The sequence below is a fragment of the Arthrobacter sp. BF1 genome (assembly GCF_056680215.1).
On record NZ_CM155271.1, the window covers coordinates 3,094,513 to 3,108,154 of the forward strand.

Here is a 13,642-nt window from a genome sequence, read left to right on the forward strand (position 1 = left end):
ATGCCGGTCGTCGATGGCTTCGGAACTGCGGTCAACAATGTGCCGCCCATGGTGCTGCTGTGGCCCTTCCTGCTGGCGGCCGGCCTGTATCTGGTGCTGCGCTGGGTGATCAGGGCGCCGGGCGGCGGGACCACTGCCCTGACCGTGTCCCAGCATGCCTTGTGGATCGGCGTAATCGGATGGCTGGCGAGCTCCCTGCAGGCTGCGGGACAGGCCGGTATTCTTCCGGTCGGCAACAGCCTGCCCGCCCTCATGACTCCAACGAGCATCCTGGGCGCGCTCGCGTGGCCTGTTCTCGGCTGCCTCGCGGTCCATGCCGTGGGGCAGCTGAGCTATCCCGGGCCCCAAGGGCCACGCCGTTCGGCCGTCATGGAAGTCCGTCGCGTCCGTGACTTCCTCCCCCGTGGTCTCGCCTGGACAGTGGCCGCAATCTTCGCGGGTGCGGCGCTGCAGATTGGTTATGTGGCTGGCCTCCCCTCCTATGACGCTGTCCCTTATGGCAGTATCCAGGAAGGCCCGGACGGCTTCCGCACTGTCGGCGGGGACGGCCGGATCCAGGGATGGGTTCTTGCCGCCTGTCTGGGCGCAGCGTGGCTGGTCCTTGCACTCGGAACCGTCCTGGTCCTGAAGCTCATCAGCCGCCGACGGCAGCTGGAGGCCTTGGACGCGGCCGGCAATGATGTCCTGCGGACGATTGCCATGAACAGGCTGCTGAGGACGGTGGCCACGATGGCGGCCGGGCTCGGCGCGGTGGCTGGAAACTTCGCGGCCCGGCCCGACCCCGCCAGCAGCGCGTCCGGCTGGACCAATACGGCCGGAATCGCGGGGCTGGTGGTTCTGTTGGCGATGTGGGCGTGGGCGCCACCGAAGCTTGCCAGTGCCCGGTCCGCCGGCCGCACAGGGCCGACCACGGAATCACCGGCGGGCGCGAACCCCGCCACGCGCCTGACTGTTTCCCTGGGCGCAGCCATGGGGCTCGCCCCGGTGGCGGTCGCGGCGCTGGGACTCTTTGTGCCGGGCTTTCTGATGCCCGGTTCGGCATTTCCGGGGCACCCGGTGGTGCTTGTTGCCCTGATCGCAGTGGCAGTCCTCCTGGTGCCCGCGGCCGGCGAGCTGCTGCTCCAACGCAACTATGTGTCCCCCGGAATGCCGAAGACCTGGCCGCGGCAGGTGGTGAGCCCCGCCCTGCTCGCCACGGCCATCGTCGCCGTTATGCTCCTCACCGCGGTCACGGTCCTCACCGCCGCGGGTGAGGGGAAGCTGGGCGAGGCCGGCGTCTCTGGCCCGGGCAGCGCGGCCGTTGGTCCTTCCGCCTGGATGATCGCGGCGGCGGCAACGGTGGCCGTCGGACTCATCGCTGTCCTGCCGGTTGCTGCGGCCAGGACCCGTGGCAGCATCTCCACTGATATCCCTGGTTTGGACGCCGCGCTGCGGGCGATCACGGTCCATCGGGTGGTGCGGACTTTGGCCGCCTACTGCACAGCGCAGGTCGGCGTGCTGCTGATGACGGAAAGCATGGCGTGGCCGCCCCTCCTGGGCATGCAGCCCGCCACCTGGGACGTCCCATGGCAGCCGGCAGTGGTGGCCGGTGCGATGCTTGCCGCCGCCGGCGTGGTGATCGCCGTCATTCCGGTCAAGGGATTTGCCCGGACTCCGGCCGCCGCGGCGACGGCCGTGCGTGCAGGGGCGCAGTGAACGCCGGCATCTCCGTGGACCTGCGCTCAGCGATTCCGCCCTACGAGCAGATCCGCTCACAGATCAGCGCACTGATAGCCACCGGAACACTCCAAACCGGAAGCCGGCTGCCCACCGTCCGCAGCCTGGCCGCGGACCTGGGCATCGCCGCCGGAACGGTGGCGCGGGCGTACAAGGAACTGGAGGCGGCTGGCCTGATTGAATCACGACGGCGGAACGGCACCGTCGTTGCGCAGCCGACGCCGGGCAGGCCGGCCAGCGCAGGCGGTTCCGTTCCGGAAGCGGTGACCGCCGCCGTCGACCTTTTGATCAATGCCGGGCGCGACGCAAGAATTAGCGACGAACTGCTGCTGGACCTGGTCCGCGGCAAGTTGAGAAAGGGCTGACCTGTTGCAGGAAAGTGCGCACAACCAAGGGCGACGCGAGTGGTTCATCCCGTCCCTCCTCCTGTTATTGGCCACGGCTGGAATCGGCATAGCCCTTTATTCCGGGATGCCGGATCCTGTTCCCGTGCACTGGAACGGCGCCGGAGAAGCCGATGAGTTCGCCGCGAAGTCGGTGCTGGCCGTCTTTTCGCCGCTGCTGATTGGTACCGGGACCATAGCGGTCCTGTGGCTGCTGCACCGGTTCGCGCGGTCCCCATCGGTGCAGACTGGCGGGCAGGACCCGGCCCTCGCGAAAGCGAAGACGAAAGCCGGCCGCCATGTCCTGGCCGCAATAACACCGGCGCTGGCGTTGCTGATCAGCTGGCTGAGCCTCCAGGGCTGGCTGGGCCTGACCGGGCCCGCCGTTATCTGGGTCCCGATGCTGGCGATCATGGTGTACACCACCGTCCTCTGCGTCCGCGCCGCGTCCACTGTTGCGGCGACGAACGATCCTCCACGGCAGTAGGCCCGGGCCCCGGTAGACTTTAGCCGTGAGCATCCCGACGCCTTATGAAGACCTTCTGCGCGATGTCCTGGCCCATGGCACGCACAAATCCGACCGTACGGGCACCGGAACCACCAGTGTTTTCGGCCGCCAGATCCGCTTCGACCTGGCGAAGAGCTTCCCGCTGATCACCACCAAGCGGGTGCATTTCAAGTCCGTGGCGGTTGAACTCCTGTGGTTCCTGCGGGGCGAATCCAACGTGAAATGGATGCAGGACCAGGGTGTGACCATCTGGAACGAATGGGCCGACGCCGAAGGCGAACTCGGTCCCGTTTACGGCGTCCAGTGGCGCAGCTGGCCCACCCCCGACGGCGGCCACATTGACCAGATCGCCGAGCTGGTGGAGAACCTGAAGTCCAACCCGGATTCGCGCCGGCACATCGTCTCCGCCTGGAACGTCTCCGAGCTCAAGGACATGGCCCTGCCCCCGTGCCACGCGTTCTTCCAGTTCTACGTGGCGGACGGCAAACTGTCCTGCCAGCTGTACCAGCGCTCGGCCGACATGTTCCTGGGCGTACCCTTCAACATTGCCTCCTACGCCCTGTTGACCTGCATGATCGCGCAGCAGGTTGGGCTCGAGCCAGGCGAATTCGTCTGGACCGGTGGGGACGTCCACATTTACGAGAACCACATGGACCAGGTCCTCAAGCAGCTGGACCGGGAGCCGTATGAGTACCCGCAGCTGAAGATCACCCGGAAGCCGGCGTCGATCTTCGACTACACGCTGGACGACTTCGACGTGGTGGGTTACCAACACCACCCCACGATTAAGGCACCGATCGCCGTATGAGCACCGAGAACACTGCAGACCCGAAATCCTTCACCGAGGAGCTGGCCGGTACCGTCACCGGCGTCGGCTTGGTGTGGGCGCAAACCTCCGGCGGCGTGATCGGCAAGGACGGCGACATGCCGTGGGACCTGCCTGAAGACATGAAGCACTTCACCCGACTCACTACCGGGCACCCGGTGATCATGGGCCGCAAGACGTGGCTGTCCTTCCCGGACAAGTACCGTCCGCTGCCTGGCCGCACGAACATTGTGATCACCCGGCAGAAAAACTGGGGCGAATCACCGGAGGCGGAGGGCGCCGTCGTGGTTCCTTCCTTGGATGATGCGCTCCTGGAGTCGCAGTTCGTCGACGGCGGCGAGACGGTCTGGATCCTGGGCGGCGGCGAAGTGTTCCGCCAGTCCACCGAACTCGCCAACGTTGCGGTGGTCACCACCATCGATGTGGAGGCCGACGGCGACACGTATGCTCCCGAGCTCGACGAGACGTGGGAGGCCGCCGCCGCTGTCCCCCCGGACGGGTGGCTGACGGCAGCGAACGGGACGCGCTACAGGTTTACCAAATGGGTTAGGACGCAGGGCTGAGATGTTGAAAAAACCGGAAACACTGTTCGTGCTGGGCTACATGCTCCTGCCGTTGCTGGCGCTGCTGTCCGCGATTGTTGGCCTGACCATGATCCTGGGCGGCAACAAGATCGCCGGCGCCCTGGTGCTGGTGATAGTGACGCAGGTCTTTGCGTTTGGCGCCTTCTTTGCGCTGCGGGCGCGGAAGGCTGCCGTGCTGGAGGAGTCCAACCGGAAATAGCCCGGTCCCTCCGAGCATGGGGAGGACGCCCCATCGTGCGTGTCCCGGGCTAACACTAAGCTGGACCAGGCAGCGTCAGGGACAGCTGCTCGGACTACTCCACGCGCCGATCGACGGCGCGGGATGAGAGCAGCCGTTGAAGCGAACAGGAGCCCCCACGGCCAGGCGCAACAAAGGCATGCCCCAGGAACCCGGCTACGTGCCGTACCAGGCAACGGAAGAGCGGGTGATTCACCGGCTGGCTGAGAACGGGGAGATCGTCGCCTACACGGATGAGGAATACGGCGTCCGGAAGGACGACGGCCTCGGGCGGCCTGGTTTACTACTCCGCGCACACCACCACTGGCCTCTGGATCGTAATGATCCTCATGACCATACCCGCCTTTGGTGCGCCCCTGTTTTTGATTATTGCGGTGACCAGCCTCAATCTGATTGTGATCATTTTTGGGCTGCTGGCAACCGCCCTGTTCACCGGAGGCTGGCTACTGGGCATCATGAATCTTCGCCCCGAACTGCGGGCTTCCAGGCAGCGCAAGCTGAAGGGATTGCCCAAGCCCCGCTTCGCCCTGAGCGACGACCAGGCACGCCGTTGGTTCGAGGAGAACCCCGCCGGAATCCCCGTCACCCTGGAGAATTTTCCCGACAGCACGCGCGCCTTCCCGGCCGGAGCCGACCGTGGTCTATGACCGGGAGCGCGAGCGGCGCAATGATGCCGTCGTCGCAGCGCACAAGGAAGCCCTCGTTCGGGACGACAAACGGGTGCTCCGGGTGACCACAACGGGTGAGCTTCACAGCTACGCGGACGATGAGATCGGGTTCTCACCGGGACGGGGCCATGCACAGGTCAGCACTTGGTGGGGCATGGGAATCCTCTGTGCCTTTAGTCTGCTGATGTTCCTGTTTTCGTGGGTAATTCTCCTGATACCTGTGACGCACGGCGAGGGCCCCTACTGGGGTGCCTTGTTTCTCATGGTCCTCGCGGGACTCTTCGCCGCGTATAGCTTCGGACTCGCCAGGGCCGAGTACCGGGCCACCAAACTCCGCCAACAGCGCGGGGTCCCCAGGCCCGGCCGCGGACAAGCGCCGTAGGAGCGGCTAGCTGCACACTGGTTCGGCTGACGCTGGGCCGCATGCCAGTCGTGCGCTTTGGCCGTGACGTAACCGACTGCGCAGTGCCGGTTACGAAGTCTAAACTGTACGAATGACTACAGCAGCTACCCCCTCCGTCGGCCTGGTCGGATGGCGCGGCATGGTCGGCTCCGTCCTGATGCAGCGTATGCAGGACGAAGGCGACTTCGCCAACCTCAACCCGGTGTTCTTCTCCACGTCCAACGCAGGCGGTGCCGCCCCGTCGTTCGCCGACGGTGCCGGCAAGCTCGAGGACGCGTTCGACGTCGAAACTCTGGCGAAGCTGCCCATTATTGTCACCGCCCAGGGCGGCGACTACACCAAGCGCGTCCACACCGAGCTGCGCGGCCGCGGCTGGGACGGCCTCTGGATCGACGCCGCGTCCACCCTGCGCATGAACGACGACTCGATCATCGTGCTGGACCCGATCAACCGCGACGTCATCGACAAGGGCCTGGTCAACGGCACCAAGGACTTCATCGGCGGCAACTGCACCGTGTCCTGCATGCTGATGGGCCTGGGCGGGCTGTTCAAGAACGGCCTCGTCGAGTGGGGCACCTCCATGACCTACCAAGCGGCCTCCGGCGGCGGCGCCCGGCACATGCGCGAGCTGCTCAGCCAGTTCGGCACGCTCAACGCCGAGGTCAGCTCGGAACTGGACGACCCGGCGTCGGCCATCCTCGAAATCGACCGCAAGGTCCTGGCCCACCAGCGCACTGACATCGACGCCACCCAGTTCGGCGTGCCGCTGGCCGGCTCCCTGATCCCCTGGATCGACGCGGACTTGGGCAACGGACAGTCCCGGGAAGAGTGGAAGGCCGGGGTTGAGACCAACAAGATCCTGGGCACCTCGGAGGAAAACCGGATCATCATGGACGGCCTGTGCATCCGCATCGGCGCCATGCGCTCCCATTCGCAGGCGCTGACGCTCAAGCTCCGCGAGGACCTGTCCGTGGCCGAGATCGAAAAGCTCTTGGCCGAGGACAACGAGTGGGCCAAGGTCATCCCCAACACCAAGGAAGACTCCATGGCCGGCCTGACTCCCGTGGCCGCGTCCGGCACGTTGGAGATCCCGGTGGGCCGTATCCGGAAGATGGAGATGGGCCCGGAGTACATCAGCGCGTTCACCGTGGGCGACCAGCTCCTCTGGGGTGCGGCCGAGCCGCTGCGCCGCATGCTGAACATCGCCACCGGGAACCTGTAGCCCCCAGCCGCCTCCGGAGAGCGGCCCTGACCCGCATTAGCTGTGCTGCCCAGCACCGCTCAAGCGGGTCGGGGCCGCTTTCGCGGTTAACCAGCAAGGACTTGGCTGCGCAGAATCCGGGACCGGTCAATTGTGGCCCCTAGGCGCCGGCGTAGTTCTGCGGGCTGCGCCAGATGCTGCCAGTCAACGCGGAGTACCAGCCAGCCTTCTTCGATCAGCGCATTCTCGCGGCTTCGTTCGGCGAGCAGCACCTCGTCAGTCGGTTTGAAGTCGCTGTACTTCCCCCTACCATCAAACTCGATCACCACTCGCGACTCTGGATCCGCGAAGTCCGCTCTGAAGCGGCCCCTCGCGGTCGGGATCTCAAATTGTGGAATGAACATGGTCAGCCCGAAAGACCGGAGCAACAGCCGCATCCGGGTCTCCCCCACCGATTCTGACCGACCATCGAGGACAGCCAGAAGGTCCAGTGCCCGGCGGCTACCGCGCTTGATCGGGCTCTCTTCCAACAGACGGCGCATACGTTGGACGTCGGCTCCCTTACGCAGTGCGTGGTCGCCGATCACCGCGGCCTGTTCCAGCGGAAGGATCCGGGCACAATCCAGGACTGTGCGTTCAATGCTGGTGGTCAGAATCTCCCTGCCGTCCGGGCCCCACAGCGTCGAAAGGTCCGCGGGCTGCAGCTCCATGCGATGGGTGCGCACGTCCCCGCCTGAGCTCCTGCTTGAGTTGGCGTAGTCCGTGGTGACATGGACCAATGGCCCTGCGTCCCAAACGTGACAGCTGTGTAATCTGGCCGCGCTGACATGGCTGTACCTGGCCACGCCGCCGGTGGACAGGAAATGGGCCTGGATCACCAGGTCGTCCCGTGTCCAGGGCTCGGCGGCTTTCCAGTCGGTGCTCAGGACATAGGCACGCGGCGAAGCCTCAGCAGGATTCCACTGCGGACGGCCGCCGTCAGCACGCGTTCTTCCAGTCCGGCCGCGCCCAGTTGTTGGGTGGAGGCCACGGGGAACGCCGGCCACCGTGCGTCTAGGAGCACGAACAACTTATCGCTATTCACGTTCCAAGGCTCTCGGAAAAGCCACGGCAAGGGCAGGTTCTGGCAAAGCTATGTGGACAACCCCGCGGCGGCATACTCGCGATTCCGCATCTGGGCGGCTTCAGCGGCCCTGGCCCGCAGAAGCGTTGCTGGCCAGCACCGCTCAAGCGGGGCCGGGCCGTTCGTGCGGGGCATGGCCGTTCCTGCACGGCCGGACCGTTCACGGCGTAGCTGGGCCGGCTCAGCGGTCCAGGAAGCTGAGGTACTGTCCGGCGGCCTTCTTGAATGCCGCCTGGGCGCCGGCACCGGGGAGCTGGGTGTCATCGAAGAGTTCGGGCACGACGGCGGCGCTCCTGCTGGTGCCCGCCCGAGCCCAGGTGCCAACCACTTCTCCCGCGGCCACGATGGTCTTTTTGAACACACCGTTGCCGCCGGGGACAATCTTGTTGGCATGCTCCGGCGCCAGGACAAGGCTCCTGTCCTGGTAGCCCAGCAGGAACTCGTCGAAGCCGGGCAGCAGGAGCAAGGACCGCTGGCCCGGCACCCCGCCGTCGAGCAGCGCCTCTGTTTCCGGCGACATCCAGTAGGTGGCCCCGCCGAACTCGAGTTCCACCAACTGCCCGCTGACGTGCTCCAGCGCAGCCCGCACTTCGGGTAGGGGAAGCTGTGTCCACCAGGCAAAATCCCGGACAGTGGCAGGCCCGTGGCTGCGGAAATAGCGCAGCATGAACTCGGCGATGGCTTCCTGGCGACCGAGGGTCCGCGAAACCGGTATCCATTCGTCGAACGCCACCAGCAACTGCTGATTCCCGGCCAGAGGCCCTTGGACCAGACACGCATGCCGGCACAGCGACCCCAGGATGTGGATCCCCCGCTGGCCGGTGGTGGGCTGCCCGGCGGCATCAAACATGGCGAAAAGTTCGTTGCGGCTGACGGATCCGCCGCGGGCCACGCGCTCCAAGGCTACGTCGCGGCACTTTTCGATGTCCGCCCAGGTGATGTCCAGTTCCCGGTGCCGGCCGGCGACCACGCGGTGAAGCCGTTCCGCTGTGAGGTCCAGCATCCACCGCAGATCCTCAGGGGCCACGAGGTGCAGCGTGCCACGCATCGGCCAGGAGCGGACCACGCTGCCATGCTCCAGGGCGGCCCGGACATCCGTTAGCCCTGCCCCGGGAACCCGGAGTCCGATGGCCATTAGTGACGCCTGCAGGTCCTGTGCCTGGGTGGCTGTCATCCAGCGGACAGCCTCGGCCACCGAACCCGGCCGGGCAGGCCCGAACAGACCCTGCGAGGCCAGCCGGAGCCTGCCCATGACCTTGCGGCTTACCCGGTTCGCTGCCATGCCCTCATCCTAGATGCCGTCCGGTTAGGGTAGAACCATGACTTTGGGGAGTTTGTGGCAGTTGTTCGCGCGTGAAACAAAAGGCTGGATGGTGGGAGGGACCGTCGCGGTACTGGCGGGCATGACCATCGGACTCGCCCCTACCCTGGGACTCGGGGCGGGCGATTTCCCGGACGCCGGAGCCCAGGCCCAGGCCCAGGCAAGCATGGCGCTCCTGCTGCCCTCGCTATTCCTGTCGTTGGGTGGCGGCTACGCCGTCCTGTTTCCCGGCCTGCGGGCAGGCGGCGATGTCCGCCTCCTCCGCGATTGGAAGGCCTCGCCACTCAGCGGCCGGCTGCTCTGGGCCCTCTCCCTCGCCACCGCGGCGGCGGGTCTGATGGCCTGCATCCTCGCCGCCGCGACGCATTCGGCGGTTCCAGTGGCCATGGTCTGGCTGTTCATGGGCCCGCTATTGGCGCTCAGCGGCTGGGCCGCAGCACTCCTGGGGACAGCGGCGGCCGTCCGGTTGACCGACGCCACAGACGCGCCCGCAGCCCTGGCCACGCAGCCCGGTTGACCCTAAAGCGTCAGCCCTATCAGCAACGGTTCGGGGTGCAGTTCAATGCCAAAGCGTTCGACGACGCCGTCCCGCACCTCGCGCGCGATGGCCAGCACGTCCTTGGCGCTGGCTGAGCCGCGGTTGGTGATGGCCAGCGTGTGCTTGGTGGACAGCGACGCCCGCCCGCCTGAGGCGCTGTCCGGTTCCAGCCCATAGCCCTTGCCGAACCCGGCCTGGTCAATCAGCCAGGCAGCGGAGAGCTTGACCATCCCGTCGACGCCGGCCGGATACTGCGGCGCCGACTCGGGCAATGTGGCCGCCACCGCAAGGGGAACAATTGGGTTGGTGAAAAAGGAGCCGGTTGAATACGTGTCCCGGTCCGCTGGGTCCAGCACCATGCCTTTGGAAGCGCGGAGGCGAAGCACCTCACGCCGGACATCGTTGGAGTAGGCACGTTTGCCGGGTTCAACACCGAGGGAACGGGCCAGCTCGGCGTAGCGGATGGGCGCACTCATCCGGCCAAGCGGCAGCTGGAACTCGACCGTCAGCACAACGTAGCGGGGCGACCCGTCCACGGTGGTCTGCTTCAGGATGGAATCGCGGTAGCCGAACTTCAGCTCCGAGTTGGTGAAGGTCTGGACCGCGTTCCGGTGCCGGTCCCACGTGCGGACCGCGGCGATGGTCTGCGAAACGTCCGAGCCGTAGGCGCCGACGTTCTGGACGGGCGTGGCACCGGTAGCTCCGGGGATGCCGGAAAGGGCTTCGATTCCGGACCACGCATGCAGCACAGCGTGTTCCACGAGGGCATCCCAGTTGTGGCCCGCCTGCACCACCACGGCCACGCCGCCGCACGAGTCCTCCGCGCTGACGGTGAACCCCTCCGAGGCGATCCTGACCACGGTGCCGGGGAACCCGTCGTCGGAAATCAGGAGGTTGGAGCCGCCCCCGATGATCAGGACCTGCTCCCCCGCGGCGTCGGCTGCGCGGACGGCGTCGATGATCTCCGCCTCGTTCCGGGCTTCAACGTACTTGCCGGCGGGACCCCCGACGGCGGCCGTGGTCAGTGCAGAAAGCATAGTCTGGCTCACAGCTGCACCCTAGGACAGCCTGACGACGGCCTGGGCCTTCATCAGCACTTTCTGCCCGGCCGAAACAACCGTGAGGTCAACACGGGCGGTGCCCGCCTCGGCGTCGAGCTTTCCGATGGCGCCGCTGACCTCGATGGTGGCCCCGGGCTCCGGGGTTCCGGTGGTGTCGGCGACCAGGACCGGCTTGGTGAAGCGGGTCTGGAAATCGACGACGGCGGCGGGGTCGCCTGCCCAGTCGGTCACCAGCTGCACAGCGGCACCCATGGTGAACATGCCGTGGGCGATGACGCCGGGCAGTTCCACTCCAGTGGCGAAGGCTTCGTTCCAGTGGATGGGGTTGAAGTCGCCGGAGGCACCGGCGTACTTGACGAGGTCGGTGCGGGTGACCTCGATGGTGCGGCTGCCGATGTCCTGGCCGGCGTTAAGTTCGTGGAAGCTGGGGCTCATGGTTACTGTCCCTCTCCGCGGACGAGGATGGATGATGTGGCGGTGGCGACGGCCTCACGTGAATCGGTGCCGCCGTCCGTCAGGGCAAAAATCTCCTGGCGGGTGGTGATCATGGCACCGCCTCCCATGGCGCGGACGCCGTCGACGTGCAGCTCGGCAACGAGCCTGTCACCGGCGAAGATGGGGCGGTGGTGGATAAAGCGCTGGTCTGCGTGAACCACACGGGTGAAGTCGATGCCGGCATCCGGGTCCTCGATCAGCTGCGCGTCGGCGCGCTGGGCGATGATGATGGCGAACGTGGGCGGCGCCACCAGGTCGGTGTGGCCCAGGGCCTTGGCGGCCTCGACGTCGAAGTGGGCGGGGTGGGTTGCCTTGACGGCGCGGGCGAACTCGCGGATTTTCTCGCGGCCGACGTCGTACACCTCTGCGGCAGGGTAGCTGCGGCCCTGCAGGTCCGGATTGATAGTCATGGCCTCAAGCCTATCGTCCGGGCAGCACTCGAGGGGTCTTGCGTCGTGTTGATATGATGGATTCATCATTCCATCAAGTGACCTGTTGAAGGTTCACGGAGGAGCGCTTCCTATGTTGTCTGCCGCCCAGGCTCCGCTGTACGAGATCAAGGCCAATCTGTTCAAAGCGCTGGCACACCCCGCCAGGATCCGGATACTGGAGCTCCTCGCTGCGGCCCCGGAAAACACCGCAGCCGTCAGCTATCTCCTTGCCGAAACCGGGCTGGAGGCGTCGCATCTCTCCCAGCATCTGGCCACGCTGCGCAGGCATAAGGTGGTGACGTCGGTGCGGAGCGCCAATGCGGTGACCTACCGGCTGGCGCACCCGGGTATCTCGCAACTGCTGGCCATCGCACGCACGTTCTTGCTGGACAGCCTTGCCGACTCCAACGAACAGCTCCGGCTGGCGCAGCAACTGCCGGCCGGGCACCTGTCCGCAGGGTCAGCATCGTGACCGACCTGCGCCGGAGTTCAACCGGGCTTACACGCTTCCTGCCATCCCGCGCGGATTATGCCGGCCTCCGGCAGTCATGGCGGACAGACGTATTCGCCGGGATCACGGTGGGCATCGTGGCGTTGCCGCTGGCACTGGCGTTCGGGGTCAGCTCCGGGGTGGGCGCCGAGGCGGGACTCATCACGGCGATCGTGGCCGGACTCGTTGCCGCCGTTATGGGCGGCTCCCACGTCCAGGTTTCGGGACCCACCGGGGCCATGGTGGTGGTCCTTGCGCCGGTGGTGGCAGTGCACGGGACAGGCAGCGTGGCCCTGGTGTCTTTGATGGCCGGACTGATGGTTTGCGTTCTCGGCATCAGCGGCCTGGGGAAGGCGGTGGCCTTCATTCCCTGGCCGGTGGTGGAGGGCTTCACCCTGGGAATCGCCGCCATCATCTTCCTCCAGCAGGTGCCCCTGGCCACCGGCACGGCCGGGACCCCCGGCCACAACACGCTGCTCGCGGCCATCGAGGCGGCGTCCGGGGCCGCGGCACCCACAGTCCTGCTGACTCTCGCGCTCGTGGCGGGGGTCGCCGTCGTGATGGTCCTGGTCCAGAAGTATTTCCGGGCAGTGCCGGCGAGCCTGCTCGCGGTGTTACTTGCGACGGCGGCTGCCGAACTTCTGCGGCTGGACGTGCCCCGGATCGGCGCGCTGCCGCATTCCCTGCCCTCCCCCTCCCTGCCAGCCATGGATCCGGCGTCCATTGGCGCCCTGGCGATGCCCGCCGTCGCCATCGCCGCTCTCGCTGCCATCGAATCCTTGCTGTCGGCCCGCGTTGCAGGCGGGATGGTCGGCCGGGACGGGACCCCGAGCGGGCCCTACAGCCCGGACCGGGAACTGACGGGCCAAGGCCTCGCGTCCATCGCCGCCGGTTTGTTCGGCGGAATGCCGGCCACGGGAGCCATCGCCAGGACCGCCGTGAATGTGCGCTCCGGCGCGAAAACCCGCTTGTCCGCCGCAGTGCATGCCGTGGTACTGCTGGGCATTGTCTATCTGGCGGCCGGGCTGGTGGGCACCATTCCGCTCGCGGCCCTCGGCGGCGTGCTGATGGTCACCGCGGCGCGGATGGTGTCACGGCGCACGGTGGCCGCGATCCTGCGCTCAACGCGCTCAGATGCCGCGGTCTTCGTCCTCACGGCAATCATCACCGTGGCGTTTGACCTGATTGTGGCGATCCAGATCGGGCTGGCTGCGGCGGCACTATTCACGCTGCGGAAATTCGCGTCGCTGAGCAGTGTGCAGCGTGAGAAAATTGCCGGGCCGTCGGCTGAAGGGGATGAACATATTGCCGTCTTCCGGCTGGACGGCGCAATGTTCTTCGGCGCTGCGGAACGCATCCTCCAGGAGATCAGCCAGGTCAGGGACGTCCAGGTGGCCATCATCCGGCTCTCGCAGTTACGGATGCTTGACGCCACGGGCGCGCACGCACTCGTGGAGGTCATCTCCGCCCTGGAGCTGCGGGGCATCACGGTGCTTCTGAAGGGAGTCCGGCCGGATCATCTTGCCCTGGTGACCAACGTAGGGGTGATCCGTTCGCTGCGCCACCACAAGCACCTGTTCGAGGACCTGCCGGCCGCCGTGGAGCACGCCCGCAGCCATGTGCGCCGGAACGAAGCCGCAGCTACCGCGTGAGCTC

At 66.6% G+C, this 13,642-nt stretch carries 18 protein-coding genes; 12 read left to right on the plus strand and 6 right to left on the minus strand.

Annotated elements, in window-relative coordinates; genetic code table 11:
• The 9 genes from AC1MCD_RS14485 (at position 1) to asd (ending at position 6,548) form a co-directional block, all read left to right on the plus strand.
• Positions 1 to 1,695, plus strand: a complete 1,695-nt coding sequence (locus tag AC1MCD_RS14485) for a flagellar basal body rod protein FlgC (protein ID WP_498672931.1) — start codon at positions 1 to 3, stop codon at positions 1,693 to 1,695.
• Positions 1,692 to 2,081 (plus strand): GntR family transcriptional regulator, encoded by a 390-nt coding sequence (locus AC1MCD_RS14490; protein ID WP_498672933.1) that lies wholly within the window; start codon positions 1,692 to 1,694, stop codon positions 2,079 to 2,081. The genes AC1MCD_RS14485 and AC1MCD_RS14490 overlap by 4 nt, the downstream gene beginning before the upstream one ends.
• 106 nt (positions 2,082 to 2,187) lie before the next feature.
• The gene (locus AC1MCD_RS14495; RefSeq protein ID WP_498672935.1) at positions 2,188 to 2,586 is read left to right on the plus strand and encodes a DUF1648 domain-containing protein; all 399 of its coding nucleotides are present in this window, start codon (positions 2,188 to 2,190) and stop codon (positions 2,584 to 2,586) included.
• 25 nt (positions 2,587 to 2,611) lie between these two features.
• A complete protein-coding gene (locus AC1MCD_RS14500; RefSeq protein ID WP_190987355.1) occupies positions 2,612 to 3,415 on the plus strand; it encodes a thymidylate synthase in 804 nt (267 codons plus the stop codon).
• The gene (locus tag AC1MCD_RS14505; protein WP_498672938.1) at positions 3,412 to 3,996 is read left to right on the plus strand and encodes a dihydrofolate reductase; all 585 of its coding nucleotides are present in this window, start codon (positions 3,412 to 3,414) and stop codon (positions 3,994 to 3,996) included. Before AC1MCD_RS14500 ends, AC1MCD_RS14505 begins: the two co-directional genes overlap by 4 nt.
• Position 3,997: 1 nt before the next feature.
• On the plus strand, positions 3,998 to 4,216 hold the full coding sequence (locus AC1MCD_RS14510) for an NF038396 family protein (protein WP_498672939.1): 219 nt from the start codon (positions 3,998 to 4,000) through the stop codon (positions 4,214 to 4,216).
• A gap of 359 nt (positions 4,217 to 4,575) precedes the next feature.
• On the plus strand, positions 4,576 to 4,902 hold the full coding sequence (locus AC1MCD_RS14515; protein ID WP_498672941.1) for a hypothetical protein: 327 nt from the start codon (positions 4,576 to 4,578) through the stop codon (positions 4,900 to 4,902).
• The gene (locus AC1MCD_RS14520) at positions 4,892 to 5,305 is read left to right on the plus strand and encodes a hypothetical protein (RefSeq protein ID WP_498672943.1); all 414 of its coding nucleotides are present in this window, start codon (positions 4,892 to 4,894) and stop codon (positions 5,303 to 5,305) included. Before AC1MCD_RS14515 ends, AC1MCD_RS14520 begins: the two co-directional genes overlap by 11 nt.
• A 112-nt stretch (positions 5,306 to 5,417) precedes the next feature.
• Positions 5,418 to 6,548, plus strand: coding sequence for an aspartate-semialdehyde dehydrogenase (gene asd, locus AC1MCD_RS14525; protein WP_498672945.1), 1,131 nt, complete (start codon positions 5,418 to 5,420; stop codon positions 6,546 to 6,548).
• An 86-nt stretch (positions 6,549 to 6,634) separates the two neighbouring features.
• Here asd and AC1MCD_RS14530 read toward each other — a convergent pair whose 3' ends face one another.
• The 3 genes from AC1MCD_RS14530 to AC1MCD_RS14540 all read right to left on the minus strand — a co-directional run bounded on the left by AC1MCD_RS14530 (position 6,635) and on the right by AC1MCD_RS14540 (position 8,932).
• On the minus strand, positions 6,635 to 7,252 hold the full coding sequence (locus tag AC1MCD_RS14530; protein ID WP_498672947.1) for a putative endonuclease domain-containing protein: 618 nt from the start codon (positions 7,250 to 7,252) through the stop codon (positions 6,635 to 6,637).
• A gap of 197 nt (positions 7,253 to 7,449) precedes the next feature.
• Positions 7,450 to 7,611 carry a type IV toxin-antitoxin system AbiEi family antitoxin domain-containing protein gene (locus AC1MCD_RS14535; protein WP_498672949.1) on the minus strand — a complete coding sequence of 54 codons (162 nt, stop codon included), beginning with the start codon at positions 7,609 to 7,611 and terminating at the stop codon, positions 7,450 to 7,452.
• A gap of 220 nt (positions 7,612 to 7,831) precedes the next feature.
• Positions 7,832 to 8,932 (minus strand): winged helix DNA-binding domain-containing protein, encoded by a 1,101-nt coding sequence (locus AC1MCD_RS14540; RefSeq protein ID WP_498672951.1) that lies wholly within the window; start codon positions 8,930 to 8,932, stop codon positions 7,832 to 7,834.
• A gap of 37 nt (positions 8,933 to 8,969) precedes the next feature.
• On the opposite strand from AC1MCD_RS14540, the gene AC1MCD_RS14545 reads away from it, so the two are divergent.
• Positions 8,970 to 9,488, plus strand: a complete 519-nt coding sequence (locus AC1MCD_RS14545; RefSeq protein ID WP_498672953.1) for a hypothetical protein — start codon at positions 8,970 to 8,972, stop codon at positions 9,486 to 9,488.
• A 2-nt stretch (positions 9,489 to 9,490) separates the two neighbouring features.
• Here the strand turns inward: AC1MCD_RS14545 and AC1MCD_RS14550 are convergent, their stop codons facing one another.
• From AC1MCD_RS14550 to AC1MCD_RS14560, 3 genes are read right to left on the minus strand one after another with little or no spacing between them, the layout of a single operon-like run.
• Positions 9,491 to 10,558, minus strand: a complete 1,068-nt coding sequence (locus AC1MCD_RS14550; RefSeq protein ID WP_498672954.1) for a UDP-N-acetylmuramate dehydrogenase — start codon at positions 10,556 to 10,558, stop codon at positions 9,491 to 9,493.
• Between the two features lie 9 nt (positions 10,559 to 10,567).
• Positions 10,568 to 11,005, minus strand: coding sequence for a MaoC family dehydratase (locus AC1MCD_RS14555; protein ID WP_498672956.1), 438 nt, complete (start codon positions 11,003 to 11,005; stop codon positions 10,568 to 10,570).
• 2 nt (positions 11,006 to 11,007) lie between these two features.
• The gene (locus AC1MCD_RS14560; protein ID WP_498672958.1) at positions 11,008 to 11,475 is read right to left on the minus strand and encodes an FAS1-like dehydratase domain-containing protein; all 468 of its coding nucleotides are present in this window, start codon (positions 11,473 to 11,475) and stop codon (positions 11,008 to 11,010) included.
• A 112-nt stretch (positions 11,476 to 11,587) separates the two neighbouring features.
• Here AC1MCD_RS14560 and AC1MCD_RS14565 point away from each other — a divergent pair, with 112 nt between their 5' ends.
• Both AC1MCD_RS14565 and AC1MCD_RS14570 read left to right on the plus strand, forming a co-directional pair.
• Positions 11,588 to 11,968: an ArsR/SmtB family transcription factor gene (locus AC1MCD_RS14565; RefSeq protein WP_498672960.1), complete on the plus strand. Its 381-nt coding sequence runs from the start codon at positions 11,588 to 11,590 to the stop codon at positions 11,966 to 11,968.
• Positions 11,965 to 13,638 carry a SulP family inorganic anion transporter gene (locus AC1MCD_RS14570; protein ID WP_498672961.1) on the plus strand — a complete coding sequence of 558 codons (1,674 nt, stop codon included), beginning with the start codon at positions 11,965 to 11,967 and terminating at the stop codon, positions 13,636 to 13,638. The genes AC1MCD_RS14565 and AC1MCD_RS14570 overlap by 4 nt, the downstream gene beginning before the upstream one ends.
• Positions 13,639 to 13,642: the final 4 nt, after the last annotated feature.

Bases quoted from the DNA above. Each gene is read 5' to 3' on its own strand.
- asd (WP_498672945.1), top strand. From the start codon at position 5,418: ATGACTACAGCAGCTACCCCCTCCGTCGGCCTGGTCGGATGGCGCGGC.
- AC1MCD_RS14515 (WP_498672941.1), top strand. From the start codon at position 4,576: ATGATCCTCATGACCATACCCGCCTTTGGTGCGCCCCTGTTTTTGATT.
- AC1MCD_RS14560 (WP_498672958.1), bottom strand. From the start codon at position 11,475: ATGACTATCAATCCGGACCTGCAGGGCCGCAGCTACCCTGCCGCAGAG.
- AC1MCD_RS14555 (WP_498672956.1), bottom strand. From the start codon at position 11,005: ATGAGCCCCAGCTTCCACGAACTTAACGCCGGCCAGGACATCGGCAGC.
- AC1MCD_RS14545 (WP_498672953.1), top strand. From the start codon at position 8,970: ATGACTTTGGGGAGTTTGTGGCAGTTGTTCGCGCGTGAAACAAAAGGC.
- AC1MCD_RS14510 (WP_498672939.1), top strand. From the start codon at position 3,998: ATGTTGAAAAAACCGGAAACACTGTTCGTGCTGGGCTACATGCTCCTG.
- AC1MCD_RS14495 (WP_498672935.1), top strand. From the start codon at position 2,188: ATGCCGGATCCTGTTCCCGTGCACTGGAACGGCGCCGGAGAAGCCGAT.
- AC1MCD_RS14505 (WP_498672938.1), top strand. From the start codon at position 3,412: ATGAGCACCGAGAACACTGCAGACCCGAAATCCTTCACCGAGGAGCTG.
- AC1MCD_RS14485 (WP_498672931.1), top strand. From the start codon at position 1: ATGCCGGTCGTCGATGGCTTCGGAACTGCGGTCAACAATGTGCCGCCC.
- AC1MCD_RS14540 (WP_498672951.1), bottom strand. From the start codon at position 8,932: ATGGCAGCGAACCGGGTAAGCCGCAAGGTCATGGGCAGGCTCCGGCTG.
- AC1MCD_RS14565 (WP_498672960.1), top strand. From the start codon at position 11,588: ATGTTGTCTGCCGCCCAGGCTCCGCTGTACGAGATCAAGGCCAATCTG.